The sequence below is a fragment of the Streptosporangium sp. NPDC006007 genome, assembly GCF_040614315.1.
Lineage (GTDB): Bacteria > Actinomycetota > Actinomycetes > Streptosporangiales > Streptosporangiaceae > Streptosporangium.
Window position 1 is genome coordinate 18385 of sequence record NZ_JBEXUG010000006.1, and the last position, 17127, is coordinate 35511.

The 17127-nt window shown below is 71.5% G+C and carries 13 protein-coding genes and 3 pseudogenes; 8 read left to right on the top strand and 8 right to left on the bottom strand.

From position 1 onward, the window contains the following. Nucleotides 1-237: 237 nt before the first annotated feature. Nucleotides 238-510 (top strand): annotated as a pseudogene (locus ABZ194_RS06915) (OB-fold nucleic acid binding domain-containing protein); the annotation flags it as partial. Nucleotides 511-654: 144 nt separating this feature from the next. Here the strand turns inward: ABZ194_RS06915 and ABZ194_RS06920 are convergent. The 3 genes and pseudogenes from ABZ194_RS06920 to ABZ194_RS06930 all read right to left on the bottom strand — a co-directional run. Next, nucleotides 655-2016, bottom strand: a complete 1362-nt coding sequence (locus ABZ194_RS06920) for a carotenoid oxygenase family protein (RefSeq protein WP_355593200.1) — start codon at nucleotides 2014-2016, stop codon at nucleotides 655-657. Nucleotides 2017-2192: 176 nt separating this feature from the next. Then, a complete protein-coding gene (locus ABZ194_RS06925; RefSeq protein WP_355593202.1) occupies nucleotides 2193-3548 on the bottom strand; it encodes a serine hydrolase domain-containing protein in 1356 nt (451 codons plus the stop codon). A 37-nt stretch (nucleotides 3549-3585) separates the two neighbouring features. Beyond that, a pseudogene (locus ABZ194_RS06930) lies at nucleotides 3586-3795 on the bottom strand (hypothetical protein); the annotation flags it as partial. Between the two features lie 82 nt (nucleotides 3796-3877). Between ABZ194_RS06930 and ABZ194_RS06935 the strand changes: the two are divergent. After that, a pseudogene (locus ABZ194_RS06935) lies at nucleotides 3878-4530 on the top strand (AfsR/SARP family transcriptional regulator); the annotation flags it as partial. Here the strand turns inward: ABZ194_RS06935 and ABZ194_RS06940 are convergent. After that, on the bottom strand, nucleotides 4506-5540 hold the full coding sequence (locus tag ABZ194_RS06940) for a serine hydrolase domain-containing protein (RefSeq protein WP_355593204.1): 1035 nt from the start codon (nucleotides 5538-5540) through the stop codon (nucleotides 4506-4508). The pseudogene ABZ194_RS06935 and the gene ABZ194_RS06940 sit on opposite strands and share 25 nt — an antisense overlap. Nucleotides 5541-5839: 299 nt before the next feature. On the opposite strand from ABZ194_RS06940, the gene ABZ194_RS06945 reads away from it, so the two are divergent. The 3 genes from ABZ194_RS06945 (at nucleotide 5840) to ABZ194_RS06955 (ending at nucleotide 11127) form a co-directional block, all read left to right on the top strand. Further along, the gene (locus ABZ194_RS06945) at nucleotides 5840-6775 is read left to right on the top strand and encodes a DUF5996 family protein (protein ID WP_355593206.1); all 936 of its coding nucleotides are present in this window, start codon (nucleotides 5840-5842) and stop codon (nucleotides 6773-6775) included. 543 nt (nucleotides 6776-7318) lie between these two features. Then, complete coding sequence (locus tag ABZ194_RS06950; RefSeq protein ID WP_355593208.1) at nucleotides 7319-9556, top strand: ATP-dependent RecD-like DNA helicase; 2238 nt, start codon at nucleotides 7319-7321, stop codon at nucleotides 9554-9556. Nucleotides 9557-9942: 386 nt separating this feature from the next. After that, entirely contained in the window at nucleotides 9943-11127 is a 1185-nt protein-coding gene (locus ABZ194_RS06955; RefSeq protein WP_355593210.1) for an oxygenase MpaB family protein, read from the top strand. Between the two features lie 122 nt (nucleotides 11128-11249). Here the strand turns inward: ABZ194_RS06955 and ABZ194_RS06960 are convergent, their stop codons facing one another. Continuing rightward, the gene (locus ABZ194_RS06960) at nucleotides 11250-11579 is read right to left on the bottom strand and encodes an STAS domain-containing protein (protein ID WP_355593212.1); all 330 of its coding nucleotides are present in this window, start codon (nucleotides 11577-11579) and stop codon (nucleotides 11250-11252) included. A 691-nt stretch (nucleotides 11580-12270) separates the two neighbouring features. Between ABZ194_RS06960 and ABZ194_RS06965 the strand changes: the two genes are divergently transcribed. Next, complete coding sequence (locus ABZ194_RS06965) at nucleotides 12271-13446, top strand: Ig-like domain-containing protein (protein ID WP_355593214.1); 1176 nt, start codon at nucleotides 12271-12273, stop codon at nucleotides 13444-13446. Between the two features lie 211 nt (nucleotides 13447-13657). On the opposite strand, the gene ABZ194_RS06970 is transcribed toward ABZ194_RS06965, so the two are convergent. Beyond that, a complete protein-coding gene (locus ABZ194_RS06970; RefSeq protein ID WP_355593216.1) occupies nucleotides 13658-14656 on the bottom strand; it encodes an SDR family NAD(P)-dependent oxidoreductase in 999 nt (332 codons plus the stop codon). An 82-nt stretch (nucleotides 14657-14738) separates the two neighbouring features. On the opposite strand from ABZ194_RS06970, the gene ABZ194_RS06975 reads away from it, so the two are divergent. Next, on the top strand, nucleotides 14739-15341 hold the full coding sequence (locus ABZ194_RS06975; RefSeq protein WP_355593218.1) for a helix-turn-helix domain-containing protein: 603 nt from the start codon (nucleotides 14739-14741) through the stop codon (nucleotides 15339-15341). A gap of 140 nt (nucleotides 15342-15481) precedes the next feature. Here the strand turns inward: ABZ194_RS06975 and ABZ194_RS06980 are convergent, their stop codons facing one another. Together ABZ194_RS06980 and ABZ194_RS06985 are read right to left on the bottom strand one after the other, a co-directional pair. Next, entirely contained in the window at nucleotides 15482-15655 is a 174-nt protein-coding gene (locus ABZ194_RS06980; RefSeq protein WP_355593220.1) for a hypothetical protein, read from the bottom strand. Further along, nucleotides 15645-16466 (bottom strand): hypothetical protein, encoded by an 822-nt coding sequence (locus tag ABZ194_RS06985; protein ID WP_355593222.1) that lies wholly within the window; start codon nucleotides 16464-16466, stop codon nucleotides 15645-15647. Before ABZ194_RS06985 ends, ABZ194_RS06980 begins: the two co-directional genes overlap by 11 nt. A 66-nt stretch (nucleotides 16467-16532) precedes the next feature. Between ABZ194_RS06985 and ABZ194_RS06990 the strand changes: the two genes are divergently transcribed. Then, complete coding sequence (locus ABZ194_RS06990) at nucleotides 16533-17111, top strand: TetR/AcrR family transcriptional regulator (RefSeq protein ID WP_355593223.1); 579 nt, start codon at nucleotides 16533-16535, stop codon at nucleotides 17109-17111. The last annotated feature ends 16 nt before the right edge of the window (nucleotides 17112-17127 follow it).

Here is a 17127-nt window from a genome sequence, read left to right on the forward strand (position 1 = left end):
GACCAGGGCGGGTGGGAGAGAGCCGCCGGCAGCTGCGAAGGCGGATCCGCCCCCGGTGACGAAGACCCTCCCGAGTGCGGGGAGGAACGGCGTCCGCGCCCGATGCCCCGCCGGCCGGCCCCCGTCACCGGGCCTTTCGAGGCCGCCGTCGTACGGTGGCGAAAGTGCGGTGGCACCGCGAGTTCCCTTCTCGCCCGCACTCCCAAGGGATCACCACTCACTGACCAGAGGTTTGTGATGATCTCCGCATCCGCATCCGTTTCACCCGTCCGCCGAACCCTGGCCGCGGAGCTTCCGCGGCGGATCGGCCGGCAGGTCACCGTCCAGGGTTGGCTCCACCGCAGGCGAACTCTGAAATCCACGGCCTTCCTCATCCTGCGGGACCGCTCCGGCCTGGCTCAGGCCGTGGTCACCGATCCTGAGGCCATGACCATGGTCGGCGGCTACCCCGAAGAGACCGTCCTGCAGATCACCGGGACCGTGACCTCCAGCCCCCGGGCCCCCGGGGGAGCCGAAGTGACCTCCCCGGCGGTGACCGCCCTGTCGGGGCCGGCCGCGGCCCCGCCGTTCGACCTTTACCGCCCCGCGGTGCCGGCCACGCTGCCGACCATCCTCGACCACGCCCCGGTCGCCCTGCGGCATCCGCTCGGGCACCTACGTGGGGCAGGGGCCGGGGAGCCAGTTGCCGTGGAAGCCCGTGGGGACGCGGACCGGCAGGCGCACCTCCGCCACCGGCCGGGCCGGCAGGTCGGCGGCGTCCAGGATCGCCAGGTAGCCGGTACCGCGGGAGCGGTCGTGGGCGAAAGTCATCAGGTATCCGTCGTCGTCCCCCGACGTCACCCGCCGGGGGACGAAGACCGCCTCGCCGCAGGTGTGCCCGGCGGGCAGCCGATGCACCTCCCGGGTCGCGCCCTTAGCGAAGTCGTACTTGTAGATCTCCGAGCGCTCCGGCTCGGCCTCCAGCGAGAAACCGGTGACGTACCCGAAGCGGTGGCGCCGCCCGACCTCGGCGTCGGCGACCCGCGGATACTCGATCGCCGCGTCGTCCAGCGGCCGCTCGGCGACCGTGCCCGCGGCCAGGTCCAGCCGCCACTCGTGCAGGTTGGGCAGGCCGCCGCCGATGTCCTCGGGGCCGTCCCGCCACAGCGTCGGCACTCGGCAGCCGGTGACCGTGATCGCGCCGTCCGCCTCCGAGGCGTTCATGGTGTGCCACACGTAGCACGGCTCGACGTCGAACCAGCGCACCGGCCCGCCGGTCCGGCGCATCACACCGAACCGGGCGCCGTGCCCGTCGTCCCACCGCCACGGCATCCCGCCGCCGGCGGCCGTCGCCGGGTCGAAGACGACGGGCAGGTCCATGAGGATCGCGTGGTTCTCGGTGATGGCGAAGTCGTGCATCATTGTCGCCCGCGGCACCTCCACCACCTGTGACTGGAGCAGCTCGCCGGTCGGCGCGGCGCGATGGTAGGTGAGGTACGGCGGGCGCAGCCGGGAGCCGAAGAACAGCAGCTCGCCGGTCCCGGGGCAGATCTTGGGATGGGCGGTCATGGGGGTGCGCAGCGCGCCGCCGAAGGTGAACGGCCCGACCGTTTCCAGCTCCGGCGTGATCTCGTGGGGAAAGCCTCCCTCCTCCAGGGCGAGCAGCCGGCCCGCGTGGGAGACCAGGTGGGTGTTGGCGGTGGAGACCCGGTAGTCCACCTGCCCGGTGGCCTGGTCGAAGGCCAGGGCGAAGCGCGACTCGCCCGGGTGCTCGTACAGCGGGGTCCGCACGTACCGGTTGCGGTACCAGCGGGCCCGCCCACCGCCCAGGGCCACCGCGTGGACCATGCCGTCGCCCGCGAAGTAGTGCGGCGACCAGCCGGTCCGCGGGTTGGGGCCGTTGCGGAGGTACACGCCGTTCAGCTCCCCGGGAACGGCGCCGATCACCTCGGCCGGTTCCAGCGTCGTCTCCTCGGTGACCGGTGCGTTGTTCCCCGCCAGGTGGAGGGGCGTGTCGGCGTTCTGCGCGGTCGTCATCTGCTGGGTTCTCCCGTCGTTCGATCCGGCCGCGCCAGGATGCCGGGAGGATCGCTGAAGAAACAGTCTTGTTCTTGCCGGGGTCGTCAGCCGCTCGGAGAACGCGCAGCGTACGGCGGTGCGAAAAAGTCCGGCGGCGCGGACGACCGGGTCGGCCCGCCCGCCGTGCTCACCGCTCAGCCGCGCCAGCCACCCTCGTCCACCCCGCCGGGCACTCCCGCCGCGGGGTCGTAGGGGGTGCGGGTGAAGACGAAGGTGTTGAGGTCCAGGTGGCTGAGCGAGCCGTCGGCCCGGCGGACCACGCTCAGCCTCTCACCGGCGTAGTAGCCGTCCAAGCCGAGCCAGGTCCCGTCGGCCTGGGCGGCGAACCGGGAGGCCCGCCCGGCGCCGCCGATTGGGTTGAGTGACAGCCCCCGCCCGGGCAGCAGTCGCAGCGCGTACGCGCTCGGCCCCCAATACCACGGGCCGGTCAGCTCCAGCAGGTCGGCGTCGGCCGTGGCGGGCTCCCACTCGGCGGGCAGGCGCGGCTCATACGCGTCCAGGATGGCCAGCAACTCGGTCAGCAGGGTACGGCTCACCCCCGAGGTGGAGTTGGCCATGAACAGCACGCCCACCCTGTCGGACGGGTCGGCCCAGACCGTGGCCAGAAAGCCCGGCATGGAACCGGTGTGGCCGGCCAGGCGGCGACCGCCGACCCGGGTGAGCTGCAGGCCCAGGCCGAAACCACCGATCCAGGCGTCGCCGTCGTCGACGATCGCCGGTTCGCGCATCTCGGCCACCGTGGCCGGGTCCAGCACGCCCGCGGTGTCACCGGCCAGGAACACCGCCCACCGGGCGAGGTCGGCGGAGGTGGCCCAGAACTGCCCGGCCGGGGCCATCGCGACTGCGTCGTGCTCGGGCTCGGGCAGCAGCACGTCCGCCCACGGGTGCACGGCGTAGCCGGTGGCGTGCGGGGAGCGCGGGCGGGTGGTGGTGTCGCGCATGCCCAGCGGCTCCAGCACCTCCGCCTGCACGGCCCGCGCCCAGCTCACTCCCCGCTGCCTGGACACCAGCTCGCCCAGCAGGGCGAAACCCAGGTTGGAGTAGTGGAAACGGCGGCCCGGGCGATGCCGGACGGTCTCCGGGCCGAGCAGGCCGATCAGCTCGTCCACCGGCATGCCCGGGGTCCGCTCCCACCACTGCCCCGGCGACTCGGCGGTCAGCCCGGCGGTGTGCGACAGCAGCTGGGCGACCGTCACCTCGGCGACCGGCGTGCCGGGAACGTGCTTGCCGATCGGGTCGAGCAGGTCCACCCGGCCCTCGTCGCGGAGCCGCATGACCACCGTGGCGACCATGCTCTTGGTGATGGAGCCGATCCGGTACTGGGTGCTCTGGTCCGGCGCGGCCCCCTCCACCCGGCCGCGCGAGCCGAACCAGGCGAGCCGCCCGTCTCGCACCACGGCCGCGGTCAGGGAGGGCAGTCGCGACTCGGCCTGTTCCACCGCGATCCTGCGCAGCAGCGCGCGAGCCGTACTCTCCAGAACCGGCGACATCAGTTGACCCCTCCCCGACACGGCATGTGTCCCCAGGCTAGTGCCGCCGGAGCCTCGCCGGCATCTCCGGCGGATCCCCCCGGTGGGTCACGGTCAGCCGCCGTGCCGGCCGCGTGATCGCCACCTGCAGATCATGGCCGCCCATCGGGGTCTGGGCCAGGATCTCGGCGGGTTCGACGACCACCACGGCGTCGAATTCCAGCCCTTTCGAGGCGGTGACGGTCAGAACCGCGGCGGGGGAGTCCAGGAGGCCGGCGGAGGCGGAAAAGAGGGCGGGGCCCGAACCCTGATTGTCAGGTAATACGTTGCCGTCTGACAGACTCCTGGCCATGGCAGACGCGGTCGAGTCGTGCGGCGCCAGTGGACGGGTGCGCGTCGGCGTCCTCGGTTCCCTGGTGCTGGACACCGCTGCCGGCCCGACGCGGGTCGGGGGCGCGCGGCTGCGGGTGTTGCCGGCCCGGCTGGCGCTGGACGCCGGGCGTGCCGTCCGGCCGGCGACCTTGGCCGAGGCGCTGTGGGGCGAGGCGGCACCGGAGGCCCCCCTGCACGCGCTGCAATCGCTGGTGTCCCGGTTGCGGCGCGTCCTGGGCGACCCCGGGCTGCTCACCTTGGGCCCGGCCGGGTACCGGCTGGCCGTCAAGCCGGACGCGGTCGACGCCGTCCGGTTCGAGCGGCTGGCCCGCGCGGGCCGGCGCTCGCACGCGGAGTCCCGGGCCGCCGAGGCTGCCGCCACCTTGCGCGAGGCCCTGAGCCTGTGGCGCGGCCCCGCCTTGGCGGAGAGGCCGAACGGCTTGAGCGGGCCCGGCTGGCCGCCCTGGAGGACCGGGTCGAAGCCGAGCTCGCGCTGGGCGCCGACCTCGAATCGCTGACCGCCGCGCACCCGTTGCGCGAACGGCTGCACGCCCAGCTGATCCGAGCCCTGGCGCTGAACGGCCGCGGCGCCGAGGCGCTGGCCGCCTACCAGCGGATCCGCGGCCTGCTGGCGGACGGTTTCGGCAGCGATCCCGGGCCGCTGCTCCAGGAGGCCCACCTGGCGGTGTTGCGCGGTGAACCTCCCCGTTCCCGGCGATCGCCCGGCAATCTAGACGTTCCGCCACCCCGGAGGCGGTCCTGGACCGCCTGGTCGGGACACTCACGGACGACGACCTGGTGCTGGTGCTGGACAACTGCGAGCACGTGACCGTGGTGGCGCGCCCCGGCGAAGTGCCTGAACCCGGCCGGCACACTCGGCGGCATGTGGGCGGCGTCCGGTTCGTAGCCGCGGGCATGGGGGCCGTGCCAGGTGGAGTCCGTGGCGTAGTAGGTGTGTTTGAGGCCGAGCGGCCGGGCGATCCGGTCCCGGACCAGATCGGCCAGGCTCGCCCCGGTGACCCTCTCCAGGACGGCGCCGAGGGCGGCGTAGCCGGTGTTGCTGTACGACCATTTCGTGCCCGGCGCGAACAGTGGATCGTGCTTCACCCCCACGGCGAGCAGCTTCGCCGAGGTCCACCGCCGCCGGTCCTTGCCGAGCATCGAGGGCCGGACCGCGGCGTCCTCGGTGTAGTCGAACAGGCCGCCGGTGTGGTTCAGCAGCATGCGCAACGTGATCGCCTTGCCGTTGGGCACCTTGCCCGGCAGCCACTTCCCCACCGGGTCGGTCAGGGCGAGCCCGCCCTCGGCGACCAGTTGCAGCACGAGCGTGGCCACCATGGTCTTGGTGTTGGACCCCATGCGGGACTCGTCCCCCGCCTTGAGCAGGTGATCCCGTCTGGTCCAGGTGGCCTGCTCTGCGATCTTGACCGGCCTTCCGCGGCCGTCGTCGACCCGCACGATCACGCCGGGCGCCCCGGCCTCCACCAGCTTCCGCGCCAGCTGCTGTAGCTGGGCGCGCTGCGCCTTGGTGCCGCTCCGGGGCGCGGACGGCGTGGCCGCGGCGGCCGGGAACGCCGCGGCCACGGCCAGGCTCACGGCCGGCGCCGAGGCTGTGAGCGTGCGCAGCCAACGTGGCCGCACCGCACGGTCAGACGAAAAATCACGTGGGGACATACCCGTTCCTCCGGGTGATGGGTGATGGGTGACGCGGACGGCCTCACCCTCCAACCCGCCGCTCACAAACCGCACACAGCACGCTGTCAGCCACCCGGCCGGTGATGATGGCGAGAAGCCCCTCCACCCGGGACCACCCACGAATAGACTACCAAAAGTCATTACTTAACTACTTTAAGTGGGAATAATGCTGAAAAGTGTGGCTCTGACGTGGCGGGGTGCCGGTCGGAGACCACTGGGCAGGACGGACGGTTAAGGAGGCAGCGATGGAGTGGTTTCCCGCCATGCCCCTGGAGGACTGGAGCGGCACGAAGGAGACGGTGCACCGGTTCGCCCAGATCGTCGGCAAGGTACGGCTGGCCCTGAGCGTCCGCCGCAACCACTGGTGGAACGTCGCCTTTCACCTGACCGGGCGGGGCATCACCTCGCGTCCCATGGGCGGCCTCGACGACACGCCGATCCTCACCGTCGACTTCGACTTCGTCGGCCACCGGCTCGTCGTCAGCCGGCTGGACGGGCGGAGCGCGACGTTCAGCCTGATCGGCCAGTCGGTCGCCTCCTTCCACCGAACCCTGTTCGAGGTGCTGGAGGACCTGGGCGCCGAGGTGGAGATCGAAGCCGAGCCGTTCGGGCTCACCGACGAGACGCCCTTCACCCAAGACACCGGGCACGCCGACTACGACCCGGCCCTGGTGACCCGCTACTGGCGGATCCTGTCCCAGGTCAACCTGGTGCTGGAACGGTTCGCGGCGGAGTTCCACGGCAAGATCAGCCCGGTGCACCACTTCTGGCACACCTTCGACATCGCCGTGACCCGTTTCTCCGGCCGCCCGGCCGGCGCCCAGCCCCAGGCCGACCCCGTCACCAGGGAGGCCTACTCCGAGGAGGTGATCAGCAGCGGGTTCTGGTTCGGCGACGACGCCATGCCCTGGCCGGCCTTCTACTCCTACACCGCCCCCGAGCCGCCCGGGCTCGCCGCGGAACCGCTCCGCCCCGAGCAGGCGGCCTGGCTGCCCGCCCGGGGCAACCACCTGGCGGTCCTGCGCTACGACGACGCGCGCGCCCACGACGACCCCGTCGCCACCGTGCTGGACTTCCTCGGCAGCGCCTACCAGGCGGGCGCCCGCCTGGCCCACTGGGACGAGGCCCTGCTCATCAGCCCGCCCGGTATCACCGACCCCCTGCTGGAGAGGCGGCGCTGACCGCCGTTCGGCGCCGCCCCGCCGCCCCGCCGCGCCGTCCGCCGGACATCCCCGGCCTCCCAGGCCCGCCCGGAACGCCGCCGCCCGAACCGCCCGCGGGACGGGGAACGTAGGCTGGGAAACGGACCGCCGGCGCACGGCACGACCGCGCTCGTCCTGCCGGTGATCCGCGAGGACGGCACCGCGGCGGCACTCAAACTCCAGCCGGTCGGCCAGGAGAACGCCGGGGAGCCGGGGACGGCCTGCCCCACCTGGCCGACATCGCCGCGGCCATGGTCGGCCAGGTGCCGCGGGCCCTGCCGTCCCTGCGCGACCGGAGCAGGTGGCGATCGCCCGGGCCCTGCTGGACGGCCGACCTGCCGCCCCACCGGGCATGACCGGTCATGAAGGCCCGTGAGGGGGCGAGTCCGACGCGGAGCCGGGCCTCCGTGATCGGGGCCGCCCGGAGCGCGGCGGAACGCACACCGGGGGAGCCGCACACCCGGAAGACGCAATGCCCGGCGCCGAAGCAGGACGGTGCCCGTCTGCGGCAGAATACCCGGCATGACCACCCCTCCGGCAGAGCGCACCCCCGGCACCGTGCTGGAGGCCGTGCTCGAACGGATCACCTACGCCAACGAGGAGACCGGCTACACCATCGCCAGGGTGGCCGCCGAACGCTCGGGAACCGACCTGCTCACCGTGGTCGGGCCGCTGCTGGGCGCCCAGCCGGGCGAGTCGCTGCGGCTGACCGGACGCTGGACCTCCCACCCGCGCTACGGCAAGCAGTTCGAGGTGTGGTCCTACGCCACCGTGCTGCCCGCCACCGTCCAGGGCATCCAGCGCTACCTGGGCTCCGGGCTGATCAAGGGCATCGGGCCGAAGATGGCCGAGCGGATCGTCGACCACTTCGGCACAGACACCCTGGAGATCATCGAAACCACCCCCGAACGGCTCGTCGAGGTCCCCGGGCTCGGCCCCAAGCGGACCAAGATGATCGCCGTCGCCTGGGAGGAACAGAAGATCATCAAAGAGGTGATGATCTTCCTGCAGGGGGTCGGGGTCTCCACCTCCATCGCGGTGCGGATCTTCAAACAGTACGGCGACGCCTCCATCACGGTCGTCAAGAACGAGCCGTACCGGCTGGCCGACGACGTGTGGGGCATCGGTTTCAAGACCGCCGACACCATCGCCCAGGCCGTCGGCATTCCGCACGACAGCCCGGAACGGGTCAAGGCGGGCCTGCGCTACACCCTGTCACAGGCCGCCGACGACGGCCACTGCTATCTCCCGGCCCCCAACCTCGTCGGCGACGCGGTGAAGATCCTCCAGGTCCCGGCCGAGCTGACCGTCCAGTGCCTGGAGGAACTGGTCGCCGAGGAGGGCGTGGTCCGCGAGGAGGTCCCCGTCGGAGACGGCGCCGTCCCCGCGGTCTACCTGGTCCCCTTCCACCGCGCTGAACTGTCGCTGGCCGGTTCACTGCGCGGCCTGCTCAGCTCCGGGCACGACCGGCTGGCCGCCTTCGGATCCGTGGACTGGGACGTGGCCCTGCGATGGCTGCGCGAGCAGACCAGCGCCGAACTCGCCGCCGAGCAGGCCCAGGCCGTACGGCTGGCGCTGAGCGAGAAGGTCGCGGTGCTGACCGGCGGCCCCGGCTGCGGCAAGAGCTTCACCGTGCGCTCCATCGTCACCCTGGCCCGGGCCAAGAAGGCCAGGGTCATCCTGGCCGCCCCCACCGGCCGGGCGGCCAAGAGACTCGCCGAGCTGACCGGCCACGAGGCCACCACCGTGCACCGGCTGCTGCAGCTGCGCCCCGGCGGCGACGCCACCTTCGACCGCGACAACCCCCTGGACGCCGACCTGGTCGTGGTGGACGAGTCCTCGATGCTGGACCTGCTGCTGGCCAACAAGCTGGTCAAGGCCGTGGCCCCCGGAACGCACCTGCTGTTCGTGGGGGACGTGGACCAGCTGCCCTCGGTCGGCGCCGGCGAAGTGCTGCGGGACCTGCTGGCAGCCGAGGAGGAGATCCCCCGGGTACGGCTGACGCACATCTTCCGCCAGGCGCAGGAGTCGGGCGTGGTCACCAACGCCCACCGGGTCAACACCGGCCTGCCCCCGGCCCTGGAGGGCATGACCGACTTCTTCCTGTTCCCGTGTGAGGAGCCGGAGGAGATCGCGGCGCTGACCGTGGACGTGGTGGCCAACCGGATCCCGCGGAGGTTCGGCCTCAACCCGCGCCGGGACGTGCAGGTGCTGGCACCGATGCACCGGGGCGCGGCGGGGGCGGGCAACCTCAACGCCACACTGCAGGAGGCGCTGACCCCGTCACGCGAGGGCATGCCCGAGCGCCGCTACGGCGGGCGTGTCTTCCGGGTCGGCGACAAGGTCACCCAGCTGCGCAACAACTACGACAAGGGCGCGGCGGGGGTGTTCAACGGCACCGTGGGCATGGTGGTCGACATCAAACCCGACGACCACAAGCTGACCGTGCTGACCGACGAGGACGAGAACGTCGAGTACGCCTTCGACGAGCTGGACGAGCTGGCCCACGCCTACGCGGTCTCCATCCACCGCTCCCAGGGCAGCGAGTATCCGGCGGTGGTCATCCCGCTCGCCACCAGCGCCTGGATGATGTTGCAGCGCAACCTGCTCTACACCGCGATCACCCGGGCCAAAAAGCTCGTGGTCATCGTGGGCTCGCGCCGGGCTCTGGCGCAGGCGGTGCGGACCCGCGGCGCCGGACGCCGCCACACCAGCCTCACCCACCGGCTGCGCTCGCCGGGAGGCCACCCGCGGCAGTGACGCCGGAGGCACCGCCCCGGACCACGGCACCCTGGGCGCCCGTATCCGGGCCGCCCGGCTCGTGCCCCACCAGGCGGTGATCGGCCCCAAGGAGGCCGGCCGGTGACCAGGCCGCCCCGCGCCTGCGACGGCCGCCGCCTGGACGCGCGGCCCGCCGCATCGGCCTGCTCGCCGGCGCTCACAGCACCGACCTGCGGGAGGCCACCCCTAGTCCGCGGGGACCGTCGATCGGCGGCGGCCACACCCCCTGGGCATACGCCGATCACGTCACCTTTACCTTCTGTAGCATGACTTTTACTCAGAGGAGTCACAGGGCTTCTCGGCGCCGCCGCGCGCGACCGCCCCCGGGCGTGCGCGGACCGGCCCCCCCGGATCCAGGTGGTGGTATGCATATGCGGCACACCTCGCAGACCTTGGACGCCCTCCGCCGCGAGGGCGACCCGATGGCCGACACGGTGATCGCCGATCTGGTGAGCTCCGGAAAGACCGACCAGGTCAACCAGGTCCTGCGGGAGTTCCACGACAACGACCAGCCGATCCCGGAGAACCTGCCCCCCTCGGTGCGCGCGTTCCTGCTCGCCACCGACGCCCCGCCCGAGTGGGCCGACACCTCCCGGATCGCGGACGCCCACGACTTCTTTCTCGACGACGGGATGCACGTCGCCTCGGTGCTCTGCTACGGCGCGATGGTCAGCTGCTATGCCGCGGTGGTCCCCTCGCGGGTGCTGGCGCTGACCCACCGGCTCGACCGGCCGCACCGGCGGCTCGCCGAGACCTGCCAGTTCGTGATGAACATGATGGCGCCCGACCCGTTCGGCTCCGGTGGCGACTTCGTCCCCACCATCCAGAAGACCCGGCTGATCCACGCCGCGGTCCGTCATCTCGTGCGCTCCAGCGGGCAGTGGGACGAGGCGCGCGACGGCGTCCCGATCTGCCAGGAGGACCTGCTCGGCGCGATGCTGATCTTCTCGGTCCACGTCCTCGACGGGATGGCCAGGCTCGGCGTCACCGTCACCGCGCAGGAGGCCGAGGACTACTACTACGTCTGGCGGGTGACCGGTGCCATGCTCGGCGTCCGCGCCGACATCATGCCCCGGAGCCTGGCCGAGGCCCGGGAGGTGAACGCCCTGGTGGTCGAACGCCACTTCGGGGCGTCCCCCGAGGGGATCGAGCTCACCCGCGGCCTGCTGGACTTCTACCGGGAGATGACCCCCGGAAGGGCCTTCGACGGAGTCGCCGCCGCCCTGGTCCGGCGGGTGGTGGAGCCGTGGGTGGCCGACGCGCTCCGGGTCCCGCGGGCCCGCTTCTGGACCCGGATGATCGCGGTCGGCAACCGCCTGCTGCGCGGCCTGGAGCGAGCCGAGGACAGCAGCGCGACGGCCCGCACGGTCCTGGACGGGGCCGCCCGGCTGCTCCTGATGGGCGGCGTGCGCACCCTCACCGGCGGGCGGCGGGTCGGGCTCGACATTCCCTCGCGGCTGCGGGACAGCTGGGGAGTGGACGGTGAGCACGTCCCCCGTCCCGGCGGCTGCCCGCTCGCCGAGCCGCCCCGCGCCGCGCCCCCGTCCTGACCACCGGCACCCGGCCGTGGCCCTCTCCCGTCGGCCGTGTACGGCGACCGCGCCGGATGGCCCGGGCCCTCCCGCACCCCCGCATCCCCGCACCCCTGTGCCGCGGGCGGCCGGTCAGCCGGTCAGCCGGGGGGCAGGTCGAAGATCTGGTCCAGGGCCGTGACGCGGAACATGTGACGCAGATAGGAGGTGAGGGCGACGATACGCATGGCGACGCCGTGGTCACGGGCGGCGTTGTAGACGTTGATCAGGGCCGCCACCCCGGAGGAGTCGACGAAGTTCAGACCGGACAGATCCAGTTCCAGGTGGCGCACGTCCCGGCGGGACAGGCCCTCCGCCAGGGTGAGGAGCCCGGCGGCCGTGTCGTAGTCCAGATCACCGCTGAGCACCAGCAGGGTGGCGTCGGAGGGGGTGCGCCGCACCTCGATGCGGAGCGGGGTCTTTTCGAGCATCTATCGTCAGGTCTCCAAATCGGCGCCGGCACCGTGCGCCGCCTCGATCCGCCGGATCCGTGAGGCGGGCACGGAGGAAGTCTCGCAGCTCGTCGCGGGAAACCCGCAATCCCGCCTCCAAGGACGCCGCCCCGCCGGTCGGCCTGCGACGACACCCGGGCCGGCCCCCGGCCCCCCGGCGGCGGGCGGCGCGTTCCCGTCCGATGTCGCCAGCGCCGCGGGCGGCGGCCCCGAACCGCCCCGCGACGGCGGCGTCGCCGGCTCCGATTCCCGCCGCCTCCTCACGGCGTGGTCCGCGAAGGTCTCACCGGCCGGAGTCCGCCCGCCCCACGGCATGGCCGAACGGCTGAGGTCTCGCCGGTGACGCCGGCCCGCGGCAGGGCGTTTCCGCCGTGGAGGGTACCCGGCGGGGGCCACCGTTCCGCCGGAACGGATCACCCGGGTCGATCCCCGGGAACCCCCGCGGCTCCGCGTCCGTCCCGGCTTGTCCCGATGTCCCAGGTCACCGCGCCCGAGACACCCCCCGGTTCCCTTGACCGCCGACCGGCATGCATTGCCCGCCAAAAAGTGTCCTAAACGTGACTTAAGTCATATGAACCATGCACACCCCGTGCGCATCACCTATTAAAGTTTTTAAACGCACTTTGCGGCTATGGGGGAGAAAGCTGTGCTAACCGTGGAAAGTCGTGGTTTGAGGACACCCCTGGCAGGGCTGACCCTGGCTACCGCCATGCTCGTCACCTCCTGCTCCAGCGGGTCGCCCACGACGGACCCCGCCGACGGGAGCCCAGGAGGCTCCGCCGCGCCGAGCACCCCGGCCGGGCCGGTGATAAAGATCAGCCCCGCCGAGGGCGGCGCCCCCGTCCGCCCGGACAGAAAGGTGGTCGTCACCGCCTCGAACGGCGCGCTTGAGCAGGTCACCGTGGAGAGCGGCGGCCAGCGGCTGGAGGGCGACTACGACGCCCGCCGGACCAGATGGGTGTCCACGATGCCGCTGAAGTCCTCCAGCGCGTACACCGTCTCGGTGCGCGCGGTGGACGGCACGACCGTCAGCAGCTCCTTCAGGACGCTCAAGCCGAAGGTCGAGCTGGCGGTGGCGGACGTCACCCCGGCGATCAAGGGGGAGAAGGTCGGCGTGGGGGCACCGATCATCGTCACCTTCAACCAGCGGATCACCCACAAGGCCACCGTGGAGAAGGCGCTGGAGATCGAGGCGGAGAAGCCGGCCCCCGGCGCCTGGCGATGGATCAACGACAGCACCGTGATCTACCGGACCGCCAAGTTCTGGCGAGCCCACCAGAAGGTGACCTTCACCGCCCGCCTCAACGGCGTGCGAGGCGGCAAGGACATGTACGGGGTGAAGGACTTCACCAAGGTCATCCGGATCGGCGCGGCCCAGATCGCCACCGTCGACGCCCGCAGGCACAGAATGGTCGTCAGGCGGGACGGCAAGGTCGTGCAGACCATGCTGATCAGCGCCGGCAAGGGCGACACCCGGGAGTACACCACCACCAGCGGCGTGCACCTCGCCATGGGCAAGGCCAACCCCGAGCGCATGATCTCCCCGGGCCGAGAGAAGGGCGACCCGGGCTACTACGACCTGATGATCAACCACGCGGTGCGGTTCTCCAACAGCGGCGAGTACGTCCACGCGCTGAACAACGTCTGGGCCCAGGGCCGCCAGAACGTCAGCCACGGCTGCGTCAACGCCCGCCCCGACCAGGCCAGATGGTTCTACGACCAGGTCCAGCGCGGCGACGTCATCACCGTCACCGGCACCAGCCGGCCACTGGAGTGGAACAACGGCTGGGGCTTTTGGCAGATGCCCTTCAAGGAGTGGAGGAAGGGCAGCGCCGTCAAGTCGTGAACGGCCCGCCCGGCTCTCACACCCCCGTCTCCCGCCGGTGGCCGCGAGGGCCCCGGCCGTGCAGTGGGCTCCGACCCGTGGTGATCGGAGTGCCTAGATCGCGAGATCGCAGAGAACGGATGCGTCTCACAGGCGGTCATCTATGAAACAGACCCCCATCCGTCCCCGGACCGCGTGATTGAGCACGCGGTCCGGGACGTGGTTCATCGCGTCATGCGGAGGCCGCGTCGGAGTGGACTCCCTGGTCAAGCAGGGTGTTGATCATCTCCTGGAGTTGGTCGCGTCCGACGGTGCCGAGTGCGCCGGTCAGGGCCTGGGCGAGCTTGTCGAACGGGTCGTCCATCGGCAGCTCCTTCACCTTCTCGGCCAGCTCCTCCACACTCCACAGCCCGTCTTTGCGGATGTGGCCGCCGAGGGACCAGCCGTGATAGACCGCGACCGTTCCGCCCCGTACCGACAGCACCTGGCCGGTGAGCGGGCAGGCTGCGCCGGCCAGGTAGGCGGCAACAGGTGCGCAGGCGGCCGGGTGCAGTGGGTCGAACCGGCCCGCCGGCGGTTCCTCGCTCATGCCTGGAACGGCGAGAGTGAGGCGGGTCCGGGCCATCGAGGGCGAGATGCAGTTGACCCGCACGCCGTACCGGCCGAGTTCGAGGGCGGCCACGGTGGTCAGCGCCGCGACCCCGGCGTTGCCTGCCGCATAAGAGACCTGCGCGGGCAGCGGGTTGAGCAGCCCGGAGCCGGAGGAGGTGTTGACCACGGCGCGGTCGGCGTGGACCCCTGCCTGATACCGGTCGCGCCAGTGGCGAGCCGCCCAGTGCGTTACCGCGAAGGTGCCCTTCAGCTTGACGGCCACGACGTCGTCGAAGTCCTCCGCCGACAGGCCGGTCAGGCCCATGTTCCGTTCGATGGTCGCGTTGTTGACCACGACGTGCAGGTCGCCGAAGGACTCCAGAGCCGTCTCCACCATGCGGCGGGCGCCGTCCCAGTCGGTGACGCTGTCGGTGTTGGCCACGGCCTGTCCGCCGTGGGCGGTGATCTCTTCGACGACCTTCGCGGCTACGCCGGCGTCGCCGCCCGTGCCGTCGATGGCGACACCTGGGTCGTTGACGACGACCTTGGCGCCTTCGGCGGCGAAGAACAGCGCCTCTTCCCGCCCGATGCCGCGCCCTGCTCCGGTGATGAGGACGACTCGTCCGTCCAGGCTTCCCATGAATGATCTCCTTTCACCGACTGCACTCTATGTAGTGATTCACAGTATGCATTAATTCAGAAGATGCAATAAGCTGCCCTGTGTGGTGGAGAAGCACGGACTGCGAGAGCGCAAGAAGCAGCGCACCCGGCAGGCACTTATCGAGGCGGCGGTGCGCCTGTTCGAGGACAAGGGCTACGACCACGTGACGGTGGCCGAGATCGCCGACGCCGCGGAGGTGTCCCCCCGCACCTTCTTCCTCCACTTCCAGACCAGGGAGGATGTGCTTCTGGCCAACGCCGACGTGCGCGTCGATCTGGCGTTGCAGGCGATCGCCGAGCGCCGCGCCGGGGAACGGCTGTCCGAGGTGCTGGTGCGGGCGATGGACCAGATGATCGCCAATACCTGGGACAGCGACCTCCCCAGCGGGCTCGCGGCACTGCGGGCACGGCTGGCGGCCTCGGTGCCGGCGCTACAGGCCCGGCTGCTGCAGCGATACCTCACTGCGCAGGCCGAACTGGCCCAGGCTCTGCAGCGGGCATTCCCCGACAGGCTCGACACGATCACCGCCTCAGCCTTGGTCGGCGCGATGGTGGGCGCGATCAGCGCATCCGCATTGACCGCGCTGCAGCGCGGCGACGAACCCGGCGAGGTACGGAACGCCATGCGGCAGGCCATGGCTTTGGTGGCGCAATCCGTCACCTGACCCCGTCCATTCAAGCGGATCAACAAGGTGCAGCCGTACCGGCCGGTGGCCGGCGAGCCGGACGCCCACCCGCCTCCTGGAAGCTCGCCGGAGCGAAACCTGACCACTCGAACTCCACAGCCCGTTCTGCCGTTCTCCGGCTAGAGCCGCAGCGTGCCGAGCTCCGCCATGCGCTCGACCGCGCAGGCCGGGTCGACCAGCGCCTCGGGCGTGTACAGGCCCGGCGCCACCGGTTGGCCGCGCAGGCCGAGCAGTCGCTCCACTCCCAGAGCGATACCGAGCGCGGTCAGCGGACGCTGACCTTCAGGATGCACCAGCCATTGGCTCCTGCTGAGCGGCGCGCCCGCCGCCGTACTTCCCTCCAGCTCGATGCGGACCTCGGTCGAAGGCGCCGCGCCGCCTACTGGCCGATTCCCCGACCGCGAAATCGAAGCGGACATTCGGCGCGCCCGTCGCGAGCGCGAGACTCGGCACGTCCAGGGTGGCGATCGTCTGGCCGGGCAGCACGACCCCGTCCACGCTGGGCACCTCCACCTGCGCATCGGCGCCGGCCACCCAGATGAAATCGCCGTCACGGCGCACCAGCCCCGCCGAGGTGATATCCATCAGCCGCCCCAGATCGGCGACGGCCGCAGGCCCGCCGCCATCGCGTTCGTCCAGCACCGCCGCCACCCGGACCGTGTCGACCCGCTCGAACTCCCGGGCCGACTCCATCGCGGCCAGCACGACGAGCCCGGCCAGGTAGTGGCTGGCCACCAGGATCGGTGCGGCCGCCGCCCGCTGGGCGCCCGCGACGACCTCCGGCGCGATGTCCACCAAACCGTTGGAGACGCTCAGGTACGGCACACCGCGATCCTGCGCGAAGCGCAACCCGTTGAGGTGCGAATCACGCACGGCAGCGACCACCGCCGCATAGCCGTGCCCCTCCGAGAGCCCGAGATCGCCACGCCGCAGGTCGAAGGTGAGGGCCGTGGCGTTGCCCAGTTCGGAGGCGACCCGCCGGGTACGGTCGAGATCGCGAGCGGCGATGGCTAGCGGCAGCGCCGGATACCAGCGCCGCAGGAGCACGGCCGTGCCCCTGCCCGCCTGTCCCGACCCACCCATGATCAGCACTGACTTGCCCATGTGTGACTCCTTCCCATTAAGCTACATTTTGTAGCTTAAGCTGGAGTCCACACGCAAGGGAGGACCATGGCCAGCCCATCGACCCGCCTGTCCAAGGCGGCCAGACGCGGGCAACTGCTCGACGCCGCCACCTCGATCGTGCGCGCCCGGGGCGCCGACGACCTCACCCTGCCGACCCTCGCCGAAGCCGCCCAGGTCAGCCGGCCAATCGTCTACGACCACTTCGCCACCCGCCACGGCCTGCTGCTCGCCCTCTACCTGCGCCTGGATGACCAGTACCGGACCAGGCTGGCCCAGGCCCTGCAGGACGCCGATCCCACCGCGCCCGAGGTCGCCCGCGTCATGAGCGAGGCCTACTTCACGTGCGCCACCGACCTACCGGAACTCACCGCCATCTCCGCCGCCCTCAAGGGAAGCCCAGCCCTGGAGGCAACCCAGCACGACCTGCTCGACCACTACACGAACCTGATGGCCACCGCCCTGCGACCCCACTCCCGCCTCACCGCCGAAGCCCTCCGGCTGCGTTGCGTCGGCAGCCTCGGCGCCGCAGAGGCCATCGCCGCCGAAATCAACCGCGGCCGAGCCACCACCGACGACGCCGTCACCGCCCTGACCAATCTCATCCTCGGCACTCTCAGCCACTGACGGCACGCCGTACAAC

Bases quoted from the DNA above. Each gene is read 5' to 3' on its own strand.
- ABZ194_RS06920 (WP_355593200.1), bottom strand. From the start codon at position 2,016: ATGACGACCGCGCAGAACGCCGACACGCCCCTCCACCTGGCGGGGAAC.
- ABZ194_RS06925 (WP_355593202.1), bottom strand. From the start codon at position 3,548: ATGTCGCCGGTTCTGGAGAGTACGGCTCGCGCGCTGCTGCGCAGGATC.
- ABZ194_RS06950 (WP_355593208.1), top strand. From the start codon at position 7,319: ATGACCACCCCTCCGGCAGAGCGCACCCCCGGCACCGTGCTGGAGGCC.
- ABZ194_RS06990 (WP_355593223.1), top strand. From the start codon at position 16,533: ATGGCCAGCCCATCGACCCGCCTGTCCAAGGCGGCCAGACGCGGGCAA.
- ABZ194_RS06970 (WP_355593216.1), bottom strand. From the start codon at position 14,656: ATGGGAAGCCTGGACGGACGAGTCGTCCTCATCACCGGAGCAGGGCGC.
- ABZ194_RS06945 (WP_355593206.1), top strand. From the start codon at position 5,840: ATGGAGTGGTTTCCCGCCATGCCCCTGGAGGACTGGAGCGGCACGAAG.
- ABZ194_RS06960 (WP_355593212.1), bottom strand. From the start codon at position 11,579: ATGCTCGAAAAGACCCCGCTCCGCATCGAGGTGCGGCGCACCCCCTCC.
- ABZ194_RS06985 (WP_355593222.1), bottom strand. From the start codon at position 16,466: ATGGGCAAGTCAGTGCTGATCATGGGTGGGTCGGGACAGGCGGGCAGG.
- ABZ194_RS06955 (WP_355593210.1), top strand. From the start codon at position 9,943: ATGCATATGCGGCACACCTCGCAGACCTTGGACGCCCTCCGCCGCGAG.